General features: G+C 77.0%; 21 protein-coding genes. 12 read left to right on the forward strand and 9 right to left on the reverse strand.

Features of this window, described 5'->3' with window-relative positions; genetic code table 11:
• Positions 1 to 90: 90 nt before the first annotated feature.
• Both ACI79X_RS17270 and ACI79X_RS17275 read right to left on the reverse strand, forming a co-directional pair.
• Positions 91 to 537 carry a hypothetical protein gene (locus ACI79X_RS17270; protein ID WP_457026650.1) on the reverse strand — a complete coding sequence of 149 codons (447 nt, stop codon included), beginning with the start codon at positions 535 to 537 and terminating at the stop codon, positions 91 to 93.
• 2 nt (positions 538 to 539) lie between these two features.
• Positions 540 to 1,376, reverse strand: a complete 837-nt coding sequence (locus ACI79X_RS17275) for an alpha/beta fold hydrolase (RefSeq protein WP_457026651.1) — start codon at positions 1,374 to 1,376, stop codon at positions 540 to 542.
• A gap of 60 nt (positions 1,377 to 1,436) precedes the next feature.
• Between ACI79X_RS17275 and ACI79X_RS17280 the strand changes: the two genes are divergently transcribed.
• The 6 genes from ACI79X_RS17280 (at position 1,437) to nudC (ending at position 9,292) form a co-directional block, all read left to right on the forward strand.
• Positions 1,437 to 2,840 carry a M20/M25/M40 family metallo-hydrolase gene (locus ACI79X_RS17280; protein ID WP_457026652.1) on the forward strand — a complete coding sequence of 468 codons (1,404 nt, stop codon included), beginning with the start codon at positions 1,437 to 1,439 and terminating at the stop codon, positions 2,838 to 2,840.
• Positions 2,837 to 4,447: a serine/threonine-protein kinase gene (locus ACI79X_RS17285; protein ID WP_457026653.1), complete on the forward strand. Its 1,611-nt coding sequence runs from the start codon at positions 2,837 to 2,839 to the stop codon at positions 4,445 to 4,447. Before ACI79X_RS17280 ends, ACI79X_RS17285 begins: the two co-directional genes overlap by 4 nt.
• A gap of 60 nt (positions 4,448 to 4,507) precedes the next feature.
• Positions 4,508 to 5,404: a DUF2510 domain-containing protein gene (locus ACI79X_RS17290; protein ID WP_457026654.1), complete on the forward strand. Its 897-nt coding sequence runs from the start codon at positions 4,508 to 4,510 to the stop codon at positions 5,402 to 5,404.
• A gap of 254 nt (positions 5,405 to 5,658) precedes the next feature.
• Positions 5,659 to 6,969: a M16 family metallopeptidase gene (locus ACI79X_RS17295; protein WP_457026655.1), complete on the forward strand. Its 1,311-nt coding sequence runs from the start codon at positions 5,659 to 5,661 to the stop codon at positions 6,967 to 6,969.
• A complete protein-coding gene (locus ACI79X_RS17300) occupies positions 6,966 to 8,342 on the forward strand; it encodes a M16 family metallopeptidase (protein ID WP_457026656.1) in 1,377 nt (458 codons plus the stop codon). The genes ACI79X_RS17295 and ACI79X_RS17300 overlap by 4 nt, the downstream gene beginning before the upstream one ends.
• Positions 8,339 to 9,292 carry an NAD(+) diphosphatase gene (gene nudC, locus ACI79X_RS17305; RefSeq protein WP_457026657.1) on the forward strand — a complete coding sequence of 318 codons (954 nt, stop codon included), beginning with the start codon at positions 8,339 to 8,341 and terminating at the stop codon, positions 9,290 to 9,292. Before ACI79X_RS17300 ends, nudC begins: the two co-directional genes overlap by 4 nt.
• 81 nt (positions 9,293 to 9,373) lie before the next feature.
• Here nudC and ACI79X_RS17310 read toward each other — a convergent pair whose 3' ends face one another.
• The 3 genes from ACI79X_RS17310 to ACI79X_RS17320 form a co-directional block, all read right to left on the reverse strand.
• Entirely contained in the window at positions 9,374 to 9,925 is a 552-nt protein-coding gene (locus ACI79X_RS17310) for a uridine kinase (RefSeq protein ID WP_457026658.1), read from the reverse strand.
• Positions 9,926 to 10,020: 95 nt separating this feature from the next.
• Positions 10,021 to 10,650, reverse strand: a complete 630-nt coding sequence (locus ACI79X_RS17315) for an ANTAR domain-containing protein (RefSeq protein WP_457026659.1) — start codon at positions 10,648 to 10,650, stop codon at positions 10,021 to 10,023.
• A gap of 121 nt (positions 10,651 to 10,771) precedes the next feature.
• On the reverse strand, positions 10,772 to 11,035 hold the full coding sequence (locus ACI79X_RS17320; RefSeq protein ID WP_457026660.1) for a mycoredoxin: 264 nt from the start codon (positions 11,033 to 11,035) through the stop codon (positions 10,772 to 10,774).
• Between the two features lie 180 nt (positions 11,036 to 11,215).
• On the opposite strand from ACI79X_RS17320, the gene ACI79X_RS17325 reads away from it, so the two are divergent.
• The 4 genes from ACI79X_RS17325 (at position 11,216) to ACI79X_RS17340 (ending at position 14,503) form a co-directional block, all read left to right on the forward strand.
• The gene (locus tag ACI79X_RS17325; RefSeq protein WP_457026661.1) at positions 11,216 to 13,243 is read left to right on the forward strand and encodes an ATP-dependent helicase; all 2,028 of its coding nucleotides are present in this window, start codon (positions 11,216 to 11,218) and stop codon (positions 13,241 to 13,243) included.
• 192 nt (positions 13,244 to 13,435) lie between these two features.
• Positions 13,436 to 13,774, forward strand: a complete 339-nt coding sequence (locus ACI79X_RS17330; protein WP_457026662.1) for a hypothetical protein — start codon at positions 13,436 to 13,438, stop codon at positions 13,772 to 13,774.
• 247 nt (positions 13,775 to 14,021) lie between these two features.
• Positions 14,022 to 14,264, forward strand: coding sequence for a WhiB family transcriptional regulator (locus tag ACI79X_RS17335; protein ID WP_457026663.1), 243 nt, complete (start codon positions 14,022 to 14,024; stop codon positions 14,262 to 14,264).
• A 74-nt stretch (positions 14,265 to 14,338) separates the two neighbouring features.
• Positions 14,339 to 14,503, forward strand: a complete 165-nt coding sequence (locus ACI79X_RS17340; protein ID WP_457026664.1) for a hypothetical protein — start codon at positions 14,339 to 14,341, stop codon at positions 14,501 to 14,503.
• A 105-nt stretch (positions 14,504 to 14,608) separates the two neighbouring features.
• Here ACI79X_RS17340 and ACI79X_RS17345 read toward each other — a convergent pair whose 3' ends face one another.
• The 3 genes from ACI79X_RS17345 to ACI79X_RS17355 all read right to left on the reverse strand — a co-directional run bounded on the left by ACI79X_RS17345 (position 14,609) and on the right by ACI79X_RS17355 (position 17,293).
• Positions 14,609 to 15,877 carry an ABC1 kinase family protein gene (locus tag ACI79X_RS17345; RefSeq protein ID WP_457026665.1) on the reverse strand — a complete coding sequence of 423 codons (1,269 nt, stop codon included), beginning with the start codon at positions 15,875 to 15,877 and terminating at the stop codon, positions 14,609 to 14,611.
• A gap of 50 nt (positions 15,878 to 15,927) precedes the next feature.
• Positions 15,928 to 17,025: a ThiF family adenylyltransferase gene (locus ACI79X_RS17350; RefSeq protein WP_457026666.1), complete on the reverse strand. Its 1,098-nt coding sequence runs from the start codon at positions 17,023 to 17,025 to the stop codon at positions 15,928 to 15,930.
• A gap of 115 nt (positions 17,026 to 17,140) precedes the next feature.
• Positions 17,141 to 17,293, reverse strand: coding sequence for a DUF5679 domain-containing protein (locus ACI79X_RS17355; protein ID WP_012950213.1), 153 nt, complete (start codon positions 17,291 to 17,293; stop codon positions 17,141 to 17,143).
• A gap of 372 nt (positions 17,294 to 17,665) precedes the next feature.
• Here ACI79X_RS17355 and ACI79X_RS17360 point away from each other — a divergent pair, with 372 nt between their 5' ends.
• Complete coding sequence (locus tag ACI79X_RS17360) at positions 17,666 to 18,250, forward strand: M48 metallopeptidase family protein (RefSeq protein ID WP_457026667.1); 585 nt, start codon at positions 17,666 to 17,668, stop codon at positions 18,248 to 18,250.
• A gap of 153 nt (positions 18,251 to 18,403) precedes the next feature.
• On the opposite strand, the gene ACI79X_RS17365 is transcribed toward ACI79X_RS17360, so the two are convergent.
• On the reverse strand, positions 18,404 to 19,795 hold the full coding sequence (locus ACI79X_RS17365; protein WP_457026668.1) for a zinc-dependent metalloprotease: 1,392 nt from the start codon (positions 19,793 to 19,795) through the stop codon (positions 18,404 to 18,406).
• Between the two features lie 150 nt (positions 19,796 to 19,945).
• On the opposite strand from ACI79X_RS17365, the gene ACI79X_RS17370 reads away from it, so the two are divergent.
• Positions 19,946 to 20,971: a YlbL family protein gene (locus ACI79X_RS17370; RefSeq protein WP_457026669.1), complete on the forward strand. Its 1,026-nt coding sequence runs from the start codon at positions 19,946 to 19,948 to the stop codon at positions 20,969 to 20,971.
• The last annotated feature ends 55 nt before the right edge of the window (positions 20,972 to 21,026 follow it).

Genomic DNA, 21,026 nt, shown 5'->3' on the forward strand with positions numbered 1-21,026 from the left:
TGTTGTGTCTGACGACGCACCGCCCCGCGCGCCGCCCCCACCCCCGCCCCGGGGGCGCGCCCCCCCCCCCCCCACGGTGAGGACGGGCGGTCAGCGGCCGCCCGGACCGCCCGGGTGTACGAGCGCAGCGACCGCAGCCCGGTAGGCGGCCGCGTCGAAGACGAACGGCCCGAGAGCGGAGTAGTCGCGCCGCGGCCGGTGCGGCTGGCGGAACCGGTCCCAGGTGACGGTGCGGTCCCCGAGCACGACCCGTGCCTCGAGCGGCCAGCACGCCGAGATGCCGCAGTCACAACCGAGCACCTGGACCCGTCGCGGACGGCGCGTCCACGAGCGGGACACGAGGTCCCGGGCGTGGTCCTCGACGGCACTCCCGGTGGCGGTCACGCCGTCGTAGCCGCCGGCCGGGTCGTCGAACCTGCGCTCCACCTCGAACGCCGTCACCAGCTCGGTCAGCGGGACCCCGTCGACGACGGGCACCATCCGCAGCGCACCCGGGTAGCCCTCGTCCGGGTGGGTGCGGAAGGTGAGGACGTGCACCGTCAGCTGGAGGCGATCCGGTCCAGGATCGCCGCGGCCAGCTGGTCGGGCGCCTCCTCGGGGATCCAGTGGCTCACGCCCGGCAGCTGGACGAAGCGGTAGTCGCCGGCGACGAACTCACCGCAGCCCTCCGCGGCGATCCGGCCGATCGCGATGTCGGCGTCGCTCCACACGAACGTCGTCGGCACCGTGACGTCGTCGACCGGCGTCTGCGAGCTCATCGCCCGGTACCAGTTGAGCGCCGCGGTCAGCGCGCCCGGCGCCGACAGCACCGCCACGTACTCGTCGACGGCCTCCCGGTCGACGGCGTCGCCGTACATCCGGCGCAGCCGCCGCGCGTCGTCGGCGAGCAGCACCTCCTCGGCCTTGCCCTCCTGCCAGAACAGCCGGATGTAGGCCGAGCGCTCCTTCTGCTCCGGGTCGCTGCGGTAGGCGGCGGTGAACGCGGTCGGGTGCGGGACCGAGACGGCGGTCAGCGAGCGCACCCGGTCGGTGTGCCAGCCGGCCAGCGCCCAGGCGACGTTGGCGCCCCAGTCGTGCCCGACCACGTCGGCGACCGGCACCTCCATCGCGGTCATCAGGTCCGCGGTGACCTGCGCGAGGTTGGTCAGCGCGTACGCCTCGACCTCCTGCGGGCGGGCGCCGGGGGAGTAGCCGAGCTGGTCGACGGCGTAGGTGCGCAGCCCCGCCTCGGTCAGCCGCGGGGTGACCGCCGCCCACGACGCCGAGGTCTCGGGGAAGCCGTGCAGCAGCACCACCGGCCGCCCGTCCTCGGGGCCGTCGGCCCGCACGTCGAAGGTGAGGTCGCCCACGTCCACCCGCAGCAGCTCTCCGGCCATGTCGCCGAACCTAGTGGCCGGGGCGGACGGCGCCCGTCGGCGCCGCTACCGTCGGCGACCGTGACGAGCCCGGAACGCGACTTCGTGCAGGCCCACCTCGACGACCTGCACGCCGACCTCGACGCCTGGGTGCGCATCCCGTCCATCTCGGCCGACCCCGCGCACGCCCCCGACGTCGCCGCGAGCGCCGAGTGGCTGGCCGAGGCGCTGCGCCGGACCGGCTTCCCGACCGTCGAGATCTGGCCGACCCCCGGCGCGCCCGCCGTGTACGCCGAGTGGCCCAGCGCCGACGTCGGCGCCCCGGTCGCGCTGGTCTACGGCCACCACGACGTGCAGCCGGTCGACCCGCTGGAGCTGTGGGAGCACCCGCCGTTCGAGCCGACGCGCGTCGAGGGCCCCGACGGCCCCGAGCTGCACGGCCGCGGGGCCAGCGACGACAAGGGCGTGCTGGTGGTCCACCTGCTCGGGCTGCGGGCCCACCTCGCCGCCACCGGCCGCGACACCCCCGCCGTCACGGTCAAGCTGCTCGTCGAGGGGGAGGAGGAGTCCGGGTCGCCGCACTTCGAGGCGCTGCTCCGGGAACGCCGCGACCGGCTCGACTGCGACGTCGTCGTGGTGAGCGACACCGGCATGGCCGCACCCGACGTGCCCAGCGCGGTCACCGCCATGCGCGGGCTGGCCGACGCCGAGATCACGCTGCGCGGCCCGGCGGTCGACCTGCACTCCGGCTCGTTCGGCGGCGCCGTGCCCAACCCGCTGCACGCCCTGGCGGAGCTGATCGCGGAGCTGCACGACGAGCAGGGGCGGGTCACCCTCCCCGGCTTCTACGACGCGGTGCGCCCGCTGTCCGACCGCGAGCGCGAACTCATGGCGCGGGTGCCCTTCGACGAGCAGGCCTGGCTGGCCGGGCCCGCCGCCTCGCGCGCCACCTACGGCGAGGCCGGCTTCAGCACCCTGGAGCGGACCGGCGCCCGCCCGACCGCCGAGGTCAACGGCATGTGGGGCGGCTACACCGGCCCCGGCCACAAGACGATCATCCCCGCCGAGGCGCACGCCAAGGTGACCTTCCGGCTCGTCTCCGACCAGCGGCCGCAGGACATCGGGCCGATGCTGCGCGCCTGGGTGGAGGCCAACGTCCCCGAGGGCATCGAGGCCGAGGTGCACACCCCGCCCGGCGGCGTCGCGCCCTGCGCCAGCGACCTGGACTCCCCGCACATGGACGCGCTCCTGGCCGCCATCGGCCAGGCCTTCGACACCGCGCCGGAGGACGTGCTGCTCACCCGCGAGGGCGGCAGCGGACCCGAGGCGGCGATCGCCGGCGAGCTCGGCGCGCCCCTGCTGTTCCTCGGCGCGGGGCTCCCCACCGACCGCATCCACTCGCCCAACGAGCGGGTCCTGCTGCCGATGCTGCACCGCGGCGCGGAGGCGGCGGCCCACCTGTGGCGGGAGCTGGCGGCGCGGTGACCGCGCCCGAGGTGGGGGGCCGCTTCGGGCCCTACCGGGTCCTCGGCGAGCTGGGCAGCGGCGGGATGGGCGCGGTGCTGCGCGCCCACGACGACGAGCACGAGCGCGACGTCGCCCTGAAGGTGCTGCACCCCGGCTGGGCCGCCGACGAGGGCTACCGCGAGCGCTTCCGCCGCGAGGCGCGCATCGCCGCCCGGCTCAACGAGCCGCACGTCATCCCCATCCACCGGTTCGGGGAGATCGACGGCCAGCTGTTCCTCGACATGCGCCTGGTCGAGGGCGAGGACCTCGCCTCCCTCCTCCGCCGCGGCGGGCGGCTGTCCCCGGCCCGGGCGGTCGACGTCGTCGGGCAGGTGGCCCGCGCGCTGGACGCCGCGCACGCCGGCGGGCTCGTGCACCGCGACGTCAAGCCGTCCAACGTGCTGCTCGTCGGCCGCGGCGACGGCGGTGACCTCCTGCGCTCGGCCCCCGGCGAGGACTTCTGCTACCTCGCCGACTTCGGCATCGCCCGCACCACCGAGGGCACCGGTCCCGCGCTGACCAGCACGGGCACCGCCGTCGGCAGCACCGAGTACATGGCGCCCGAGCGGTTCGGCAGCGGGCCGCCCGACGGCCGCGCCGACGTCTACTCGCTCGCCTGCGTGCTCTTCGAGGCGCTCACCGGCCGTCGCGTGTTCCCGGCGAGCGAGCCGGTCGCGCTCATGGCCGCGCACATGCACGAGCCGCCGCCCCCGCCGTCGGCCCTGGCCCCCGGCATCCCGCCCGCGCTCGACGGCGTCGTCCTCCGCGGCCTGGCCAAGGACCGCGACCAGCGCTGGCCGACCGCCGGGGCCATGGCCGCCGCCGCGCGGGCGGCGCTCGCGCAGAGCGGCGTCCCCGTCCCGGCCGACGCCGGCACCACCGTCGGCCCGGCCGCCGGCGGCGCCCCGGGCCGCGCCGTCACCCGTCAGCAGGGCACCGGCCGCCCGCCCGCGCCGCCGACCACCGTCGGGCAGCGCCCGCCCGCCGGCCCCGCGCCCGCCGCCCGCGGCCCCCGGCTGCCGTGGGTGGTCGCCGCCCTCGCCGGGCTGCTCGCCCTGGCGCTCTCCGTCGCCCTGGTCGTGGTCGCGCTGCGGTCCGACGACGCCGGCGACGCCGCGGCCGGCGCGGGGGAGCGGCTGGTCGCCGCGGCCCTGCCGGCCGGAGTCGCCATCGGCGACTGCGCCGGCACCGACCCCGGCGACGGCGTCCTCCGCGAGGTGACCTGCCCGGCCGACGCGGAGGCCGAGGTCACCGGCAGCACGTACCGGGCGCACGACGGTGACGGCGCCGCCCGGGCTCTCGCCGCCGACATCGAGCGCGAGGGCCTCGAGCAGCTCGACGAGCGCTACGACTGCGGCCAGGAGCTCGACGGCGAGCCCGGCCCCTCCGGCTGGTTCCCCGTCCTGGACGACGACGACGCCGAGGTCGGCCGGGTCGCCTGCTGGGTCGACGGCGACGGCGACGCGGTCCTCGCGTGGACCTGGGACGACCTCGGCACCTACGGGATCGCCGAGCAGCGCGGCGGTGGCGCCCCGGGCCTCTACGACCTGCGCAGCTGGTGGGACGACGCCGACCGCGGCTACTGATGGGTCGCGGCGCGCCGCGGGAGCCCTGAGCGGCGGGGTCGCCGTCCTACCCTGACCCCCGTGACCGGACCTGGGCTGACGACCGCGCCGGCGGGCTGGTACCCCGACCCCGACGGGGCCGCCGGGATGGTGCGCTGGTGGAACGGGGAGAGCTGGTCGGACGTGACGACGCCGGCCGGCCCCGGCGTCGCCGTGCAGACCCCGCCGGTGGCCCTCGCGCCCCGGCCGCAGGCGGGCTGGGGCGCCGGCCAGTGGGACGACGTTCCGCCGCCGCCCGCCCGCCGCCCGCGCACCGCGTGGTGGGTGGCGGGCTCCGTCCTCGCCGTCGTCGCGGTGGTGGTCGTGGCGCTCGTCGTCGGGCTGTCCGGCGGCGGGGGCGGCACGACCGTCGCCGACGACCCGCCGGTGGCCGCCGGCCCGTCGGGCACGGAGTTCCCGCCCGGCACCGTGCGGATCATCGACGAGGAGGCGGGCATCTCCTACCCGTTCCTCGGCAACGGCTGGTTCGAGTACGACCTGGGTCCGATGGCCGAGACGCGCACCATCGCCGGCCAGTACTTCACCACCCAGGAGGGCACCCCGGACGGGGGCATCTTCATCGCCCAGTGCACCTCCGGCCCCGTCGCCGACGGCTACGGCTGGACCGGCCCGGGCAGCGAGCAGGCCACCGTGACGGCGCTGGCCGACAGCGTCCGCACGCTCTACTACCCGTACCCGAACGAGCGCGAGGTGCTGCGCGACGAGGCCCTCACCGTCGACGGCCGCAACGCCCACCTGATCGAGTTCCAGCTCACCTGGGACGTCGAGGGCTACGACTCCACCGGCGAGCGGGCCGCGCTGCTGGTCATCGACGTCGGCCGCGCCGACCCGGCGCTGCTCTACGTCTCGATCCCCAACACGCACGCCGAGCTCTACGGCGTCATCGACCGCGTCGTGGGCGACATCGACGTGCTCTGACATCGCGGTCCTCCGGACCGCACCGCGGCCAGGTGCCGTCCCCCTGTTGCGCGGAGCCCTGCCGCCGCATCGGGTGAGGACCCTCCGGGCCCGTCCCCGGATGCGGCCCTCGCAGGGCGGCTCACCTCGCATGACGCTGCAGGTGCCGTCCCGGCCCTGCGACGCACCTGCGGTCGCGGCCTCCTCGGGGACCCTGCGGGCCCCGCTCGTCGGCCGCCCGGCGGCTCCGGCGCCCGCGTGGTTAGGGTCGGTCCGTGACAGCAGTAGGGGCCGATCTGACCTTGCGGCACCCGGTGGAACGCTTCTCGCTCGACAACGGGCTGCGGGTCGTCCTCGCACCCGACCGCAGCGTGCCGGTCGTCGCCGTGACCGTCTTCTACGACGTGGGCATGCGCAACGAGCCGGAGGGGCGCACCGGCTTCGCCCACCTCTTCGAGCACATGATGTTCCAGGGCTCGGCGCACGTGCCGAAGATGGAGCACGCCCGCCTGGTGCAGGCCGCCGGCGGCACGTTCAACGGCTCCACGCACCAGGACTACACGAACTACTACGAGGCACTGCCGGCCGAGGCGCTCGAACGCGCGCTGTTCCTCGAGGCCGACCGCATGGCCGCACCGGCCATCACCGAGGAGAACCTCCGCAACCAGATCGACGTGGTGAAGGAGGAGATCCGGGTCAACGTCCTCAACCGCCCCTACGGCGCCTTCCCCTGGCTGCAGCTGCCGCAGATCGCGTTCGAGAGCTTCGCCAACACCCACGACGGCTACGGCTCCTTCGTCGACCTGGAGAGCTCCACCGTCGACGACGCCACCGACTTCTTCTCCCGCTACTACGCTCCGGGCAACGCGGTGCTGTGCATCGGCGGCGACCTCGACGTCGCCGAGACCGAGCGCCTGGTGCGCCGCTGGTTCGGCCCGGTGGAGGCCCGCGACGTCCCGCCGACGCCGCCCACCGGCGAGCCCTCGCCGACGACGGTGCGCCGCGACGTCGTCGAGGACCGGCTGGCCCCCGCGCCCGCCGTCGCCCTCGGCTGGCGGGTGCCCGACCCGGTCGGCGACCTCGACACCTACCTCGGCACCGTCCTGCTCGCCGAGCTGCTCAGCGAGGGCGACGCCTCCCGCCTCGAGCGCCGGCTCGTCCACGACGACCGCCTCGCCGTCGCCCAGAGCAGCTACGTCGGCCTGTTCGGCGACCCGTTCGACGTCCGCGACGCCACGCTGCTCACCACGCAGGTGCACCACCCGGCCGCCGTCGGGGTCGACGACGTCCTCGGCGCCGTGCACGAGGAGATCGGTCGCGTGGCCACCGAGGGCGTGAGCGCCGAGGAGCTGGCCCGCGTGCAGGCCCGCACGGGCGCGCAGCTGCTGCGCCAGGCCGACTCCGTGCTCGGCCGCACGCTCGCCTTCGCCGGCGCCGAGCTCGTGCACGGCCGCGCCGAGCTGGCCGGGGAGATCGCCGCCCGGCTGGCCGCCGTCACCCCCGACCAGGTGCAGACGGCCGCGCGGGGCCTCGACCCGGGCACGGCCGCGATCCTCGAGCTGAAGGCCACCGGAGGAGCCCGATGAGCGCGCCGGTCCTCGACCTGGACCTGATCCCGCCGCTGGGCGAGCCGCGTCCCCAGCCGGTCCCCGAGGTGGCGACGACGACGCTGCCCAGCGGCCTGACCGTCGTCGTCGTGCCGCGGCCCGGCGTCCCGCTGGTCGAGCTGCGGCTGCGGGTGCCCTTCGCGGCCACCACGCCGCGCGGCGCCGCCCAGCACACCGCCCGCGCCTCCGTGCTCTCCGGCGCCGTCCTGCTCGGCACCTCCCGGCGGGACGCGACCGGCCTCGCGGAGGCGCTGCAGGGCCACGGCGCGGAGCTCACCGTCGCCGCCGACCCCGACCGGCTGCTGTTCTCCACCACCCTGCTCAGCGAGGGCTTGGCGCCGGTGCTCGAGCTGCTGGCCGAGGTGCTCACCGGCGCCGCCTACCCGGCCGACCAGGTCGAGGGCGAGCGGGACCGGGTCGCCGAGCGGATCGCCATCGCGCGGTCCCAGCCCGGCGTCATCGCCCGGTCGGCGCTGGCCGCCCGCCGCTACGGCACCCACCCGTACGCCGCGCAGCTGCCGGCGCCCGAGCTCGTCGGCAAGGTCGGCGCCGCGGCGCTGCGCAAGCTGCACCGCGAGCGGGTCCTGCCCGCCGGCAGCACCCTGGTCCTCGTCGGCGATCTCGAGGCCGCCGCAGCCACCGACGCCGTCGCCGCGGCGCTGGGGGAGTGGACCGGCGAGGGCACCGCCGCCGGCGCCCCGCCCGCGCCGGCGCTCGCCCCCGGCCACCTCGAGGTGGTCGACCGGCCGGGCGCCGTGCAGTCCAACATCCGCCTCGGCGGCCCCGCGCCCGGGCGCACCGACCCCGACCTGCCCGCGGTCCGGCTGGCCAGCATGGTCTTCGGCGGCTACTTCTCCTCGCGGCTGGTCGAGAACATCCGCGAGCGCCGCGGCTACTCCTACAGCCCGCGCAGCGCCGTCGACCACCTGGCCGCGGCCTCCTCGTTCCTCGTCGAGGCCGACGTCGCCACCGAGGTCACCGGTGCGGCGTTCGTCGAGACGTGGGCCGAGCTGGGCCGGATGGCGCTCGCGCCGGTCACCGAGGCCGAGCTCGACGCCGCCCGCCGCTACGTCCTCGGCTCGATGGCCCTGTCCACCGCCACCCACGCCGGGCTGGCCAGCACCCTGTCGGCGCTGGCCGGGTCGGGCCTGCCGGCGGAGTGGCTGGCCGAGCACCAGCGGGCGCTTGCCGAGGTCACCGTCGAGCAGGTGCAGGACGCCGCCCGCCGCTACCTCGCCCCGGCTGCGCTGACCGGCGTCGTCGTCGGCGACGCCGAGCGGATCACCGAGGGCCTGCGGGCGCTCGGCCCGGTCGACGTCACCGCGAGCGCGGCCGCGGCGGACCCGGCGTGAGTGTCCCGCCGGGCGGCAGCACGCCCGAGGACGTCACCCGGGGCAACTGGCCGGCCGGCACGCCGCGCACCACCGGCGTCGTGCCGGTGCTCTCCCGCTCGGCGCACGACCGCGACCACCTCGGCCGCTCGCTGCCCGACCCCACCCGCGGCCGGCCGGTGCGGGTGCTCACCGTCGACGAGCGGCGCGCCGTCCCCGTGGCCGAGGGCCCCGACGGCCCGGCGCTGGTCTGGGACGAGCAGCCCGCCCTCCCGATCGGCGCGGTCTACCTCGGCGAGGCCGACGGCGTGCCCTACGCCGCCGTCCGCGGTGAGCGGGCGCTCACCGTCAACGGCCGGCCGGTCGACGCCTGGTCCGGGCTGCGCGAGCTCGGCACCGACCTCGGCGACCTCGACGCCGGCCTGCTGGCCGAGGCCATCGGCATCCTCGAGTGGCACGAGCGCGCGCGGTTCAGCCCGGTCTCGGGCGCCCCGACGACGATCGAGCGGGCCGGCTGGGTGCAGCGCGACCCGGAGACCGGCGTCGAGCTGTTCCCGCGCACCGACCCGGCGGTGATCATGCTCGTCCACGACGGCGGCGACCGCTGCGTGCTGGGCCGCCAGGCGGTCTGGCCGCCCGGGCGGTTCTCGGTGCTCGCCGGGTTCGTCGAGCCGGGGGAGTCGGCGGAGGGCGCGGTCGCCCGCGAGGTGGCCGAGGAGGTCGGGCTCACCGTCACCGACGTCCGCTACGTCAGCAGCCAGCCCTGGCCGTTCCCGCAGTCGCTGATGCTCGGTTTCGTCGCCCGAGCGGTCGGCGACCTCGAGCTGCGCCTCGACCCCACGGAGATCGAGGAGGCCCGCTGGTGGACCCGCGACGAGCTGGTCTCGGGCAACGGCCCCGAGGCGCTGCCGCCGCCGGTCTCCATCGCCCGGCACCTCATCGACCGCTGGGTCGACGGCCAGCTGGCCTGAGCCCGCAGGACGGGTGTGCCGTCGGGCCCGACCAGGGGCCCGCCCTGAGCTCGCGAGGGGTGGGGAGGTCGGGGCCCTCCGTCAGCTGAAGCGTCCCTGGAGCACCAGCGCCGGGTGCTCCGGCCGGTCGGCGAGCACCACGGCGTCGGCCAGGGCGGCGGGGTCGACCTCGTCGTCGTAGCGGTCGAAGGCCGGCAGCTCCCAGGCCTGCTCCGCCGGGAACCGCCGTCGCCGGGCGGCGGGGGCCACCCGCAGGTGGACGACGACGTCGAACGCCAGCCCCACGCCCTGCAGCAGCGGGCCCGGCACGAGCAGCACCCCGCGCGGGGGCATCGGCTCGTAGCCGGCCCGCGCCGCGCGGTCGCGCGTGACGTCCCACAGCACCGGCAGGTACTCGGCGGGGCCGCCGGGACCGACCCGGTCGAGGACCTCGCGGGCCAGCGCCCGGGCGTCCAGCCAGTCGGTGTAGCGGGCGTCGGGGTCGGTGCGGCCGTGCTCGAGCCGCAGCGAGGCCGGCCGGAGGAACCCGGCCGCGGGCACGACGACGGCAGGGCGGCCGAGCGGGGGCAGCCGCTCGGCGACCGCCCGGGCGAGCGCCTGCGGGTCGGCGACGTCGGGGCCGTCGACGGCCACGCGCAGCGCGGCGGCGCCCGGCTCGGGATCGGCGTCGGCGAGGAGGGCGGCCAGCCGGTCGGCCAGCGCGCCCGGGGTCAGCGGCTCCGGACCGCTCAGGGGCGGCCGTCCGCCGGGACCGCGGGGCCGGGCCGGTGCGCGCCGCGCTCGACCCGCCGGCCCGGTGGGCGGCGCGGGACCGGCGGCAGCACCGGGACGGGATCGGCGGACGGGGCCGCGGGGACGGCGGGCGTCGTCGGCTCGGCGAGCCGGTCGAGGGTGGCCATCACCTCGCGGGCGAGCTCGTGCACCGGGCGGCCGAGGGAGCGGGCCTGGCCGCGCATCAACTCGAAGGCGGTGCGCGGTGCGGTGGCGTGCCGCTCGGCGAGGACGCCGATGGCGCGCTCGGTGGCCACGCGGGCGGCGAGGGCGTGCTCGAGCTGGGCGACGGTCCGTTCCAGCGCGGCGATCCGCGCGTCGCGGGGGTCGGCGTCGGGGGCCGCGTCGCCGTTGCCGCGGGCCGCGCGGCGGGCGGTGCGGTCGGGGTCGGTGGCGCCGCCGAGCTCCTCGGCCACCAGGTCGGCGAGCGACATGCCCTCGAGCAGGTCGCCCACGTCCTGGGCGCGGCCGGGCGCGAGCACCCGCCAGCCGCCGCCGGTCCGAGCGACGACCACCGACGGGCCGTCCCCGCCGGGGGACGAGGGCACGGGGGAGGGCACGGGGGAGGGCACGGCGTCCGAGGTCACGTCAGCGTCTCCCGTGGGGGTGACCGGCCGGGTGGCCGGGGCTCGGGCGGCGGTCACGGTCGCGACCCGCCGGGGCAGATGATGCACCGCCGGGGGTCGCGGACCGTGCAGCACCCGCCGGTCAGGCGCCGGGCTGCTGGGCGAGCTGGGACTTCACCTGGTCGATGCTCGGGTTGGTCAGCGCGCTGCCGTCGGCGAAGACGAGCGTCGGGACGGTGCGGTTGCCGCCGTTGGCCTGCATGACGACGTCGGCCGCGGCGGGGTCGCGCTCGATGTCGACCTCGGCGTACTGGATGCCCTCGCGCTGCATCAGCTTCTTGAGCCGCACGCAGTACCCGCACCAGGTGGTGGTGTACATCGTCACGGCGGCGGGTGCGGCAGTCACTCGGGGTCCTCCCAGGGAGCGGTCGATCGGTCCGGGGCGCAGGGCGTCCCGCCGTGGGTGAACGCCCGGGGGCCGCGGGACCTTCCCTCCACAGCCGCGGGGTGTCCCGGCCGGATGTCGGCAGGGGCTGGGAGACTCGGTGCTGCACGCCCGCCCCGTCCCCCCGAGGAGTACGACCGCATGCCGCGGACCGCCGACCTGCCCAGGTCCGCCGCCCCCTCCGCCGGGGCCGAGGCCGTGCTCGCCGGGCTCGACGAGGAGCAGCGCGCCGCCGCGTCGGCCGTGGAGGGGCCGGTGTGCATCCTCGCCGGCGCCGGCACGGGCAAGACCCGCACGATCACCCACCGCATCGCCTACGGCGTGCACGTCGGCGCCTTCGTGCCCGAGCAGGTCCTCGCCGTGACGTTCACCGCCCGCGCCGCCGGCGAGCTGCGCTCCCGGCTGGCCGGCCTCGGCGTCGGCGGGGTGCAGGCGCGCACCTTCCACGCCGCGGCGATGCGGCAACTGCGCTACTTCGCCCCGCGCGTGCTCGGCGGGCCGATGCCGGCGCTCGTGGAGAACAAGCTGCGCGTGGTCGCCACCGCCGCCGCCCGCGCGCGGCTGACCACCGACCGCACCAGCCTGCGCGACCTCGCCAGCGAGATCGAGTGGGCCAAGACCACCCTGGCCACGCCCGAGGACTACCCGGCGCGCGCCCAGGCCGCGGGCCGCGAGCCGCCCTTCGACGCCGCCACCGTCGCCCGGGTGTACGCCTCCTACGAGTCGGCCAAGCAGCGCGACGGCATGCTCGACTTCGAGGACCTGCTCCTGGTCACGGCGTTCGCGCTGGAGGAGCACCCGGACGTCGCCCGCCAGGTGCGCGCGCAGTACCGGCACTTCGTCGTCGACGAGTACCAGGACGTCAACCCGCTGCAGCAGCGGCTGCTCGACGCGTGGCTCGGCGGGCGGGCCTCGGTGTGCGTCGTCGGCGACCCGAACCAGACCATCTACTCCTTCACCGGCGCCGACCCCGACTACCTGCTCGGCTTCGCCGACCGGTATCCCGACGCCGAGGTGGTCAAGCTCGAGCGCGACTACCGCTCGACGCCGCAGGTGGTCGGGCTCGCGAACAAGCTCATCGGGCAGGCCCCGGAGCGCAGGAGCATGTTCCGGCTCAAGCTGCTCGGCCAGCGCGCCGAGGGCCCCGAGCCCCGCTTCTTCGAGCACGCCGACGAGCCCGCCGAGGCCGCCGCCGTGGCCCAGGCCTGCCGCGCCCTGATCGAGGGCGGGACACCGGCGTCGGAGATCGCGGTGCTGTTCCGCATCAACGCCCAGTCGCAGGTCTACGAGTCGGCGCTGGCCGACGCCGGCGTGCCCTACGTGCTCAAGGGCGGGGAGCGGTTCTTCGAGCGGCCCGAGGTCCGCGAGGCGATCGTCCTGCTGCGCGGTGCGGCGGCCGGCGGCAGCGACCCCGGCATGCTCGTGCCCACCGTGCGCGACGTGCTGGCCTCCACCGGCTGGGTGGAGCACCGGCCGCCGCCCGGGGGAGCGGCGCGCGACCGCTGGCAGTCGCTGGCCGCGCTCGTCGACCTCGCCGTCGACCTGGTCGCCGAGGACCCGAGCACCGACCTGCCGCGCTTCGTCGCCCACCTCGCCGAGCGGGCCGACGCCCAGCACGCGCCCACGGTGCAGGGCGTCACGCTCGCCTCGATGCACGCCGCCAAGGGCCTGGAGTGGGACGCGGTGTTCGTCGTCGGCCTGGTCGACGGCGTGGTCCCGATCTCCCAGTCGCTGTCGCGCCCGGACGCGGTGGAGGAGGAGCGGCGGCTGCTCTACGTCGCCGTCACCCGGGCCCGCGAGCAGCTCACGCTGTCCTGGTCGCTCGTGCGCAACCCCGGGGCCAAGCGGCCCCGCCAGCGCAGCCGCTTCCTCGAGGGGCTGGTGCCGGGCTCGTCGCCCACCGCGCCGGCGCCGCAGCGCAAGCCGAAGAGAGCCAAGGTCGTCCTCGAGGGCGAGGCCGGGGAGCTGTTCGAGCGGCTGCGCGCCTGGCGCAGCAGCACCGCGCAAGCGGCCTCGGTCCCGGCCTACGTCGTCTTCACCGACGCCACGCTGCAGGCCATCGCCGAGGCGCGGCCGACGAGCATCCAGGAGCTGTCGAGCCTGCCGGGCATCGGGGCGCGGAAGCTCGACCTCTACGGCGAGGACGTCCTCGCGACCGTCGGGGGCTAGCCGGTCACGGAGCGTGCCCACCGCACGGTCCTCCGGCGTGGCGTCCCCCGCCTCGGCGACGCGCTCGTTAATTGCGTTGCGCCGCCCGTGTGGCCTTCCCTACTGTCCTGTCTGCGCCGCGGGGGACCCCGCCGGCGCGCCAGACCGAGACCGGCCCGACCGCCGGCTCCGACCCCGGGAGGAGGGGTTCCGATGATCGACATGCGCTTCGCTCTCGCCCCCGCCGGGGTCGCCGCGCCGGGCGGCCTCGACGTGCGTCCGGCCGGCTGCGGCGTCGCCTGGAAGGACGTCCGGGACGCCGTCCTGTCGGCCCGTCCGCGCTACGCCGTCGTCCGGTCGATGACGCCGTTCGACCTGACCGGCACGGCCGTTGCTGCGCCCACCGCCCCGTTCCAGGGGACCGGTCTGCCCACCGGCCTGCGCGGCACCGAGCAGTTCGCCCCCGCCGCCACCGTCCTCGGCGGCCACCGCACCGACATCGACAACAGCACCACCCTCGGGATCCACTCCCCGGGGAGACCGCAGAGCTAGCGCTCGACCGGTCCTCCTCGAGGCCGCGGAACCCGAACCCCGGGATCCGCGGCCTTCGTCTTTCTCGCGGCACCCGGCCCCGACCACCCGGTCGGCGGGCCCCCGCCGGCCGCGCAGACGACGAGTACGAGGAGGAGCGGCAGTGCAGCAGACGATCGACCGCCCGACGTCCCACCGCCGACCCGGGCTCCCCCGGACCGGTGGCGCCACCCCGAGGACGCCGCACACGCCCCTGGCCCCGGCGCCCGTGCGGCGCCCCCTGCCGTGCCGCGGGACCGACGACCCGGACCTGTGGTTCGCCGAGAGCCCCGCGGCCCTCGAGCAGGCCAAGGTCCTGTGCGGCGACTGCCCGGTCCGCGACGCCTGCCTGGCGGGCGCGCTCGACCGCGGTGAGCCCTGGGGCGTCTGGGGCGGCGAGATCTTCGAGCGGGGCGTCGTGATCGCCCGCAAGCGTCCGCGGGGTCGTCCCCGCAAGGTCGTCGCCGCGTGAGCGGGGACGGCGACAGCCGACAGCGAGAGCACTCCCACCGGGCACCCACGCCCGACGAGCACCGAGGACCCACGATGTACAGCTACGAGTACGACCTGGCCACCACGCGGCTGACCGAGCTGCGCGCGGAGGCCGACACCGCCGGCCGCGTCCGGCGACTGCGGGCCGCACGCCGGTGGGCCCGCCGCGCGGAGTACGCCAGCCGGCGTGCCGCGCGGGCCAGCGCCGCCGTCCGCTGAGCGGCGGCGATCCCCAGGGGCACGCGGTGCCCCTCCCGGTCGAGGCCGGGTCCCCGACGCTCCCGGTGCGTCGGGGACCCGGCCTCCTGTCGTCCCCGAGGTGGCTCAGCCGCGGAAGCCGGGCAGCCACTCCTCGAGGACACCCCGGTAGCCGGCGGCGGCGTCGAGCTGGCAGAGCACCCCGATCGAGCCGATGGTCACGCGGTGGATGAGCAGGTAGGCCGGCGGCAGGTTGAGCTGGCGGCCGAGCTTGCTCGCGTCACTGCGCGGGTCGGCGAGCCGGGCGGCCTGTTCCTGCATCCACGCGCGGGTGAAGCGGAAGGTCTCCCGCTCGATGGGCTCGAGCATCGGCCGCAGGTAGTCGAGCACGCCCTGGGCGTCCACCTCGATGCCCGGCCGCACGAAGCCCTCGGCGCGCAGGTCGGTCAGCACCTCCTCGGCGCGGCCCTCCAGCGCCCACCGCACCAGCCGGCCGATCGGCTCGGGCAGCCCGTCGGGGAGGCGCGCGGTGGCGCCGAAGTCGATGACGCCCAGCCGGTCGCCCTCGACCAGCCGGAAGTTGCCCGGGTGCGGGTCGGCGTGCAGCAGGCGCGCCCGCGACGGCGCGGAGAAGTGCAGCACCGCCATCAGGTGGCCGGCGCGGTCGCGCTGCTCGCGGGTGCCGTCGGTGATCACCCGGGACAGCGGCACCCCCTCGAGCCACTCCGACACGACGACCTTCGGCGCGCTGGCCACCACCCGCGGGACGACGATCTGCGGGTCGCCGGCGAACGCGGCGGCGAACTGCCGCTGCGCATCGGCCTCCAGGCCGTAGTCGAGCTCCTCGACGACCCGGGCCTTCAGCTCGGCGATCAGCGGCTTGACGTCCATGCCGGGGAACACCGCGGCGAACAGGCGGGCGAAGCGGGCGAGCTGGTTGAGGTCGGCCATCAGGGCGGTCGCGGCGCCCGGGTACTGGATCTTCACGGCGACGTCGCGGCCGTCGCGCCACGTGGCCCGGTGCACCTGGCCGATGCTGGCCGCCGCCGCGGGCTGGTCGTCGAAGTCGCGGAACCGGGTGCGCCAGGTGCCGCCGAGCTGCTGGGCGAGGACCGCGTGCACGGTCCGCACCGGCATCGGCGGCGCCTCCTCCTGCAGCTTGACCAACGCCTCGCGGTAGGGGGCGGCCACCTCCTCGGGCACCGCGGCCTCGAACACCGACAGCGTCTGGCCGAGCTTCATCGCCCCGCCCTTGAGCTGGCCGAGCACGGCGAACAGCTGCTCGGCGGTGCGCTGCTGCAGCTCGGCGGTCACGGCCTCCGAGGACCGGCCCGACAGCCGCTTGCCGATGCCGAGCGTGGCGCGACCCGCCGCACCCAGGGGGAGCGACGCCAACCGGGCGGTCCGTGAGATCGAGCCCCTCGGGATCCCCCGTGCGTCGTCGCTCACCGTGCCATTGTCCCCTCCCGGACGCCGTCGCCGCTGACGGGACGGGGGACCGGCTCCCCGATCGGGCCGCCGGTGCACCCGCACGAGGGGTGCGCGGGCCAGGGCCGGCGGCGGGGGACCAGGTCAGGCGGGCGCAGCTCCAGCGCGCCGGACAGCGTCGCGGGGCTCCCGCTGCCGTCGAGATAGGCCAGCACCTGCTGGGCGGCGGCCAGGCCGGTGGCCCAGCAGGTGAGCGTCGCTCCGCCGGCCGGCCCCGCACCGGTGGCCAGCTGGGCGGCGAGCAGCGGCCAGCGCGGGTCGGTGTCGCGGCGGTGCAGGTCGGCGCAGCGCAGGCAGCTGGTCACCCCGGGCACCACGAGCGGCCCGACGACGCCGGTCTGGCCGCGCACCGTGGCCACCAGGTGCGGCACCCCGGCGTCGTGCAGCCCGGCGACCAGCGGGTCCGACGCCGACCACGGCCGCGACAGCACGACCAGGTCGGGGGAGACGCCGGACGGCAGCGGGCGCAGGTCGGCCAGCGGAGCGGCGCGGCGCACGGCGTCGGCGGCGGCCGGCCCGCGCGGGCGGCCCTCGTCGCCGGCGCCCAGCCCGCCGACGACGGCGTCCGCGGCGGTCACCACGCCGTCGTCGCTGACGACGGTCCGGCCGACGCCGCTGGCGGCCAGCAGCGCCGCGAGCGGCACGCCGACGCGGGTGGCGCCGTCGACGACGACGGCGGCCGCCCGGCGGGCCCGCCAGCGCCCGGCCCCCGAGCGCGTGGCGGGGAGCTCGGCGGCGGTGCGGGCGGCGGCGGCCGGCCCGGCGTCGGAGGCCAGCAGGTCGGCGGCGTCGGCGTCGACGAGGGTGCCGGCGTCGCGCAGGGCGTCGAGGAGCGCGCCGACCGGGCCGGGGTCCAGCCCGGACGCGGCGGCGTCGGCGAGGACCGCCCGGCGGGTGCGGTGGCCGTCGAGGCCGCGCAGCAGGCCGGTGAGGGCGGCGGGGTCGGTGCCGGTGAGCACCGCGCCGGGCCCGTCGACCCCGCCGACCTGCAGGGCGTCGGGGGCGCGGTGCAGCAGCGGCGTGCCGGGCGGCAGGAGGGGATGGGCGTCGGGCACCGGCGCAGGGTGCCAGCGGACCGCGCGGTCCCGCCCGCGCTGTCCACAGGGCCGTGGGACGGCGACGGCGGCGCCCGCCGTGCGGACGCCGCCGTCGTGGAGCCGGTCCCGGAGGTCAGGCCTTGCCGAGGATCCGGTTCATCTTGGTGCCGCAGACCGGGCAGGTGCCCTGGGCCATCCGGCGGCCGGACTCGCTGACCTTGACCTCGCCGTCGAAGTCCCGCTTCTCCTTGCACTTCACGCAGTAGCCGTTGTAGCTCTCCGCCACGTCCGTCTCCCCTCCGGATGCTCGACCCCCGCTCCGGGCGCCCTCGTCGCGGAACGCTACCCGGACGGCACCGTCCGACCCGGCGCGGCGGGCGGCCCCGGGTGCCCACGCTGCCCACAGCCTGTGGACAGTCCTGTGGGCAGCGTGGGGACCCGGCGGCGTGTCCCTGTGCGCGGGCCGGGGACGGGGCGGTGGAGCGTCCCCGGCCCGCGTCCCGGAACAGGTCCGTCACCTGCGACGACGCCCCGCGGGGGCTGTGGACGGCGGGAGGGCCCGGCGGTCCGCCCGGCTGTCCACCGTCCGTGCGACTCGTACCCGAGCGGGTGGCTCCCCCGGGCGCGTCGGGGAGGGGCGGGCAACTACGGTCCTCCCGTGCCCGGAACGACCCCCGACTCCTCGCACGGCCCCGCCTCGGCGCTCGGGCCGGTCGAGGTCCGCCGCAGCGCCCGGCGCCGCCGGACGGTGACCGCCTACCGCGAGTCCGGTCGCACGGTCGTGCTCATCCCCGCTGCCTTCACGCCCGCGGAGGAGCGGCGCTGGGTGGCGCAGATGGTGGCCAAGCTGCAGACCCGCGAGGAGCGCCGCCGGCGGTCCGTGGGCGGCGACGACGAGCTGATGGCCCGGGCGCGGGCGCTGTCGGAGGCGCACCTCGACGGCGCCGCCCGCCCGGCCAGCGTGCGGTGGGTGGACAACCAGCAACGCCGCTGGGGCTCGTGCACCCCGGCCGACGGCAGCATCCGGCTGTCCAGCCGGCTGCGCACGATGCCGGCCTACGTCGTCGACTACGTGCTCGTGCACGAGCTGGCGCACCTGCTCGAGGCCGCGCACGACGCCCGCTTCTGGGCGCTGGTGGCGCGGTACCCGCAGGCCGAGCGGGCCCGCGGCTTCCTCGAGGGCGTGGAGTCCGCCCGCGCCGACGGCGCCGCCCCGGCCGGGGACGACGACCTCGTCGACTGAGTGCTCCGTCGGCCTACCGGCCCACTGGGTGCTCCGTCGGCCTACCGGCCGACACCGCGACCAGGTGCCGTCCCCGACGTGCGCTGAGCCCATCCCGCCGCTCGATCGCGGGAGCCTCCGGCCCCCACTCCTCGGGCGCCCCGCAGGGCGGCCTCAGCGGGTGGGGGAGTCCCCACCGTCCGCGTCGCCGCCCGAGTCCCCGTCGTCCGAGGCGGTGTCGCCACCGCCCTGGGCCTCCGCCTCCTCGGTGAGGGCGCGCAGCTCGTCGTCGACACCCTGGCGGGCCACGAAGTCCAGCGGCTCGTCGAGGTCGTCGGAGGTGGGCAGCAGGTCGGGGTGCGACCACAGCCGGTCGCGCTCGGCCGACCCGTACCGCTGCGCCATGGCGCCCCAGACGGTGGCGGCGTCGCGCAGGCGGCGCGGGCGCAGCTGCAGGCCGACGAGCGTGGCGAACGTCTGCTCCGCGGGACCGCCGGAGGCGCGGCGCCGGCGCATCGTCTCGGCCAGCGCGCCGTGCCCGGGCAGCCGCTCACCGGCCGCGGCCGCGACGACGGCGTCGACCCAGCCCTCGACCAGCGCGAGCAGCGTCTCCAGCCGGCGCAGCGCCATCTGCTGCTCGGGCGTCTCCTCCGGCTCGAGCAGGCCGCTGCCCAGCAGCTCCTGGATCGCCTCGGGGTTCGACGGGTCGAACCCGCCGCCCATCGAGCCCATCGCGTCGTTGAGGCCGCGCTCGATGGCCTCGCGGTCGATCGTGATGCCGCGGGCGTAGGCGTGGACGGCGTCGTGCAGCTGCTGGCGCAGCCACGGCACGTGCGCGAACAGCCGCAGCGACGCCGCCTCGCGCAGGGCGAGGAACAGCCGCACCTCGTCGGCCGGGCGGTCGAGGCCCCCGGCGAACTCCGCGACGTTCTGCGGCACGAGCACCCCGGAGCCGGCCGGCGCCAGCGGCAGCCCCACCTCGGTGCCGGTCAGCACCTCGCCGGCCAGCCGGCCCATGGCCTGGCCGACCTGGGCGCCGAACATCAGCCCGCCCATCCGGCCCATGATCCCGGCCAGCGGCCCGGCCATCGCCATGGCCTCCTGCGGCAGCGCGCTGGTCATCGCCGCGACGACCTTCTCCGCCAGCGGGTCGATGAGCCGGCTCCACGCCGGCAGCGTCTGCTCCACCCACTCCACGCGCGACCAGGCCACGGCGCGGTCGACGCCGGAGGGCAGGTCGGTCACCTGGTCCAGCCACAGGTCGGCCAGCCGCAGCGCCTCGGTGACGGCGGCGCGCTCGGCCTCCGACGTCGGCTGCGTGCCGGTGGCCAGCCCGCTGATCGCACCCTGCCGCGCGAGGTCCCAGTTCACCGGGCCGCCCGACCAGTTCATGAGCTTCTGCAGCTCGGCGAACAGCGGCATCTTGCCCAGCAGCTCCTCGGGCGTGCCGCCGGCGCCACCGGCCCCGAACAGCGCGCCGAAGCCGAACGGGTCGTTCGGGTTCGGCTGGTCGCGGCGCTCGGGGTCGCGGTCGGGGAGCCCGAAGCCGAACGGCACATCGCTCATGCGCTCCACGGTAGACGGGTGATCACGCCCCCGCGGGCGGATCCGGGGCCCCGCTGTCCGCCGTCAGCGGACGCCCGGCCCCCTGCAGGGGCCCGCCGCGAGCATGCGAGTGGTGGGGGGCAGGGGGTCCTTCTTCTAGGCTGGCCGGTCGTGACCCGTCGCGTCGCCGTCCTCGCCGTCGGTGTGGTGCTGCTGCTGGTGGCCGGGGTGCTCGGGGCGGCGCTGCCGGTGCCCTACGTGGCCCAGGTGCCCGGGCCGACCTTCAACACCCTCGGCGACATCGACGGCGACCCCGTGATCAGCGTCCGGGGCCGCGACCGCAACGAGGTCAGCGGCAACCTCAACCTCACCACCGTCGGCGTGAGCCGCGCGGGCCTGAGCCTGGTGGAGGCGGTGCGCGGCTGGTTCGACGACGAGATCAGCGTCGTCCCCGAGGAGTCGGTGTACCCGCCCGACCAGACCGAGGAGGAGATCGAGCAGGCCAACCGGCAGGCGTTCCTCACCTCGGAGGAGTCGGCGGAGGCCGCGGCGCTCGGCGAGCTCGGCTACCCGGTGAAGGTCGTCGTGCGCGGGTTGTCCGGCGACGACTCGCCGTCGGACGGCCTGCTGGAGGAGGGCGACGCGATCGAGTCGGTGGACGGGCAGGCGACGCCGGACTCGGCCACGCTGACCACCGTCCTCAGCGGGATCGAGCCGGGCACCGACGTCGAGGTGGGCTTCACCCGCCTCGGCGAGCCGGGGACGGCGACCCTGACGACGGCGGCCGCCGAGGGGCGCGCCGGCTCCGTGCTGGGCGTGCTGGTGACCGAGCAGCCCTCCGCGCCCTTCGACGTCGACATCGACGTGGCCGACGTCGGCGGCCCCTCGGCGGGGCTGATGCTCACCCTCGGCATCCTCGACCTCGTCGGCGACACCGACCTCACCGAGGGCGCCGTGGTGGCCGGCAGCGGCACGATCGACGCCGCGGGCACCGTGGGCCCGATCGGCGGCATCCAGCTCAAGATGGTCGCCGCGCAGGAGATCGGCGCCGAGCTGTTCCTGGTGCCGGCCGACAACTGCGCCGACGCGCTCGGCTCCCCGGCCACCGGCCTCACCCTGGCGCGGGTGGGCACCCTCGACGACGCGCTCACCGCCCTCGAGGACCTCCGGGCCGGGCGCACCCCGCAGGGCTGCTGACCCGCGCGCGGCACGGGACCGCCCGTGTGGGGGATGCTGTCGGCCAGCACGGGCC

This window comes from Geodermatophilus sp. SYSU D01119 (assembly GCF_054049975.1).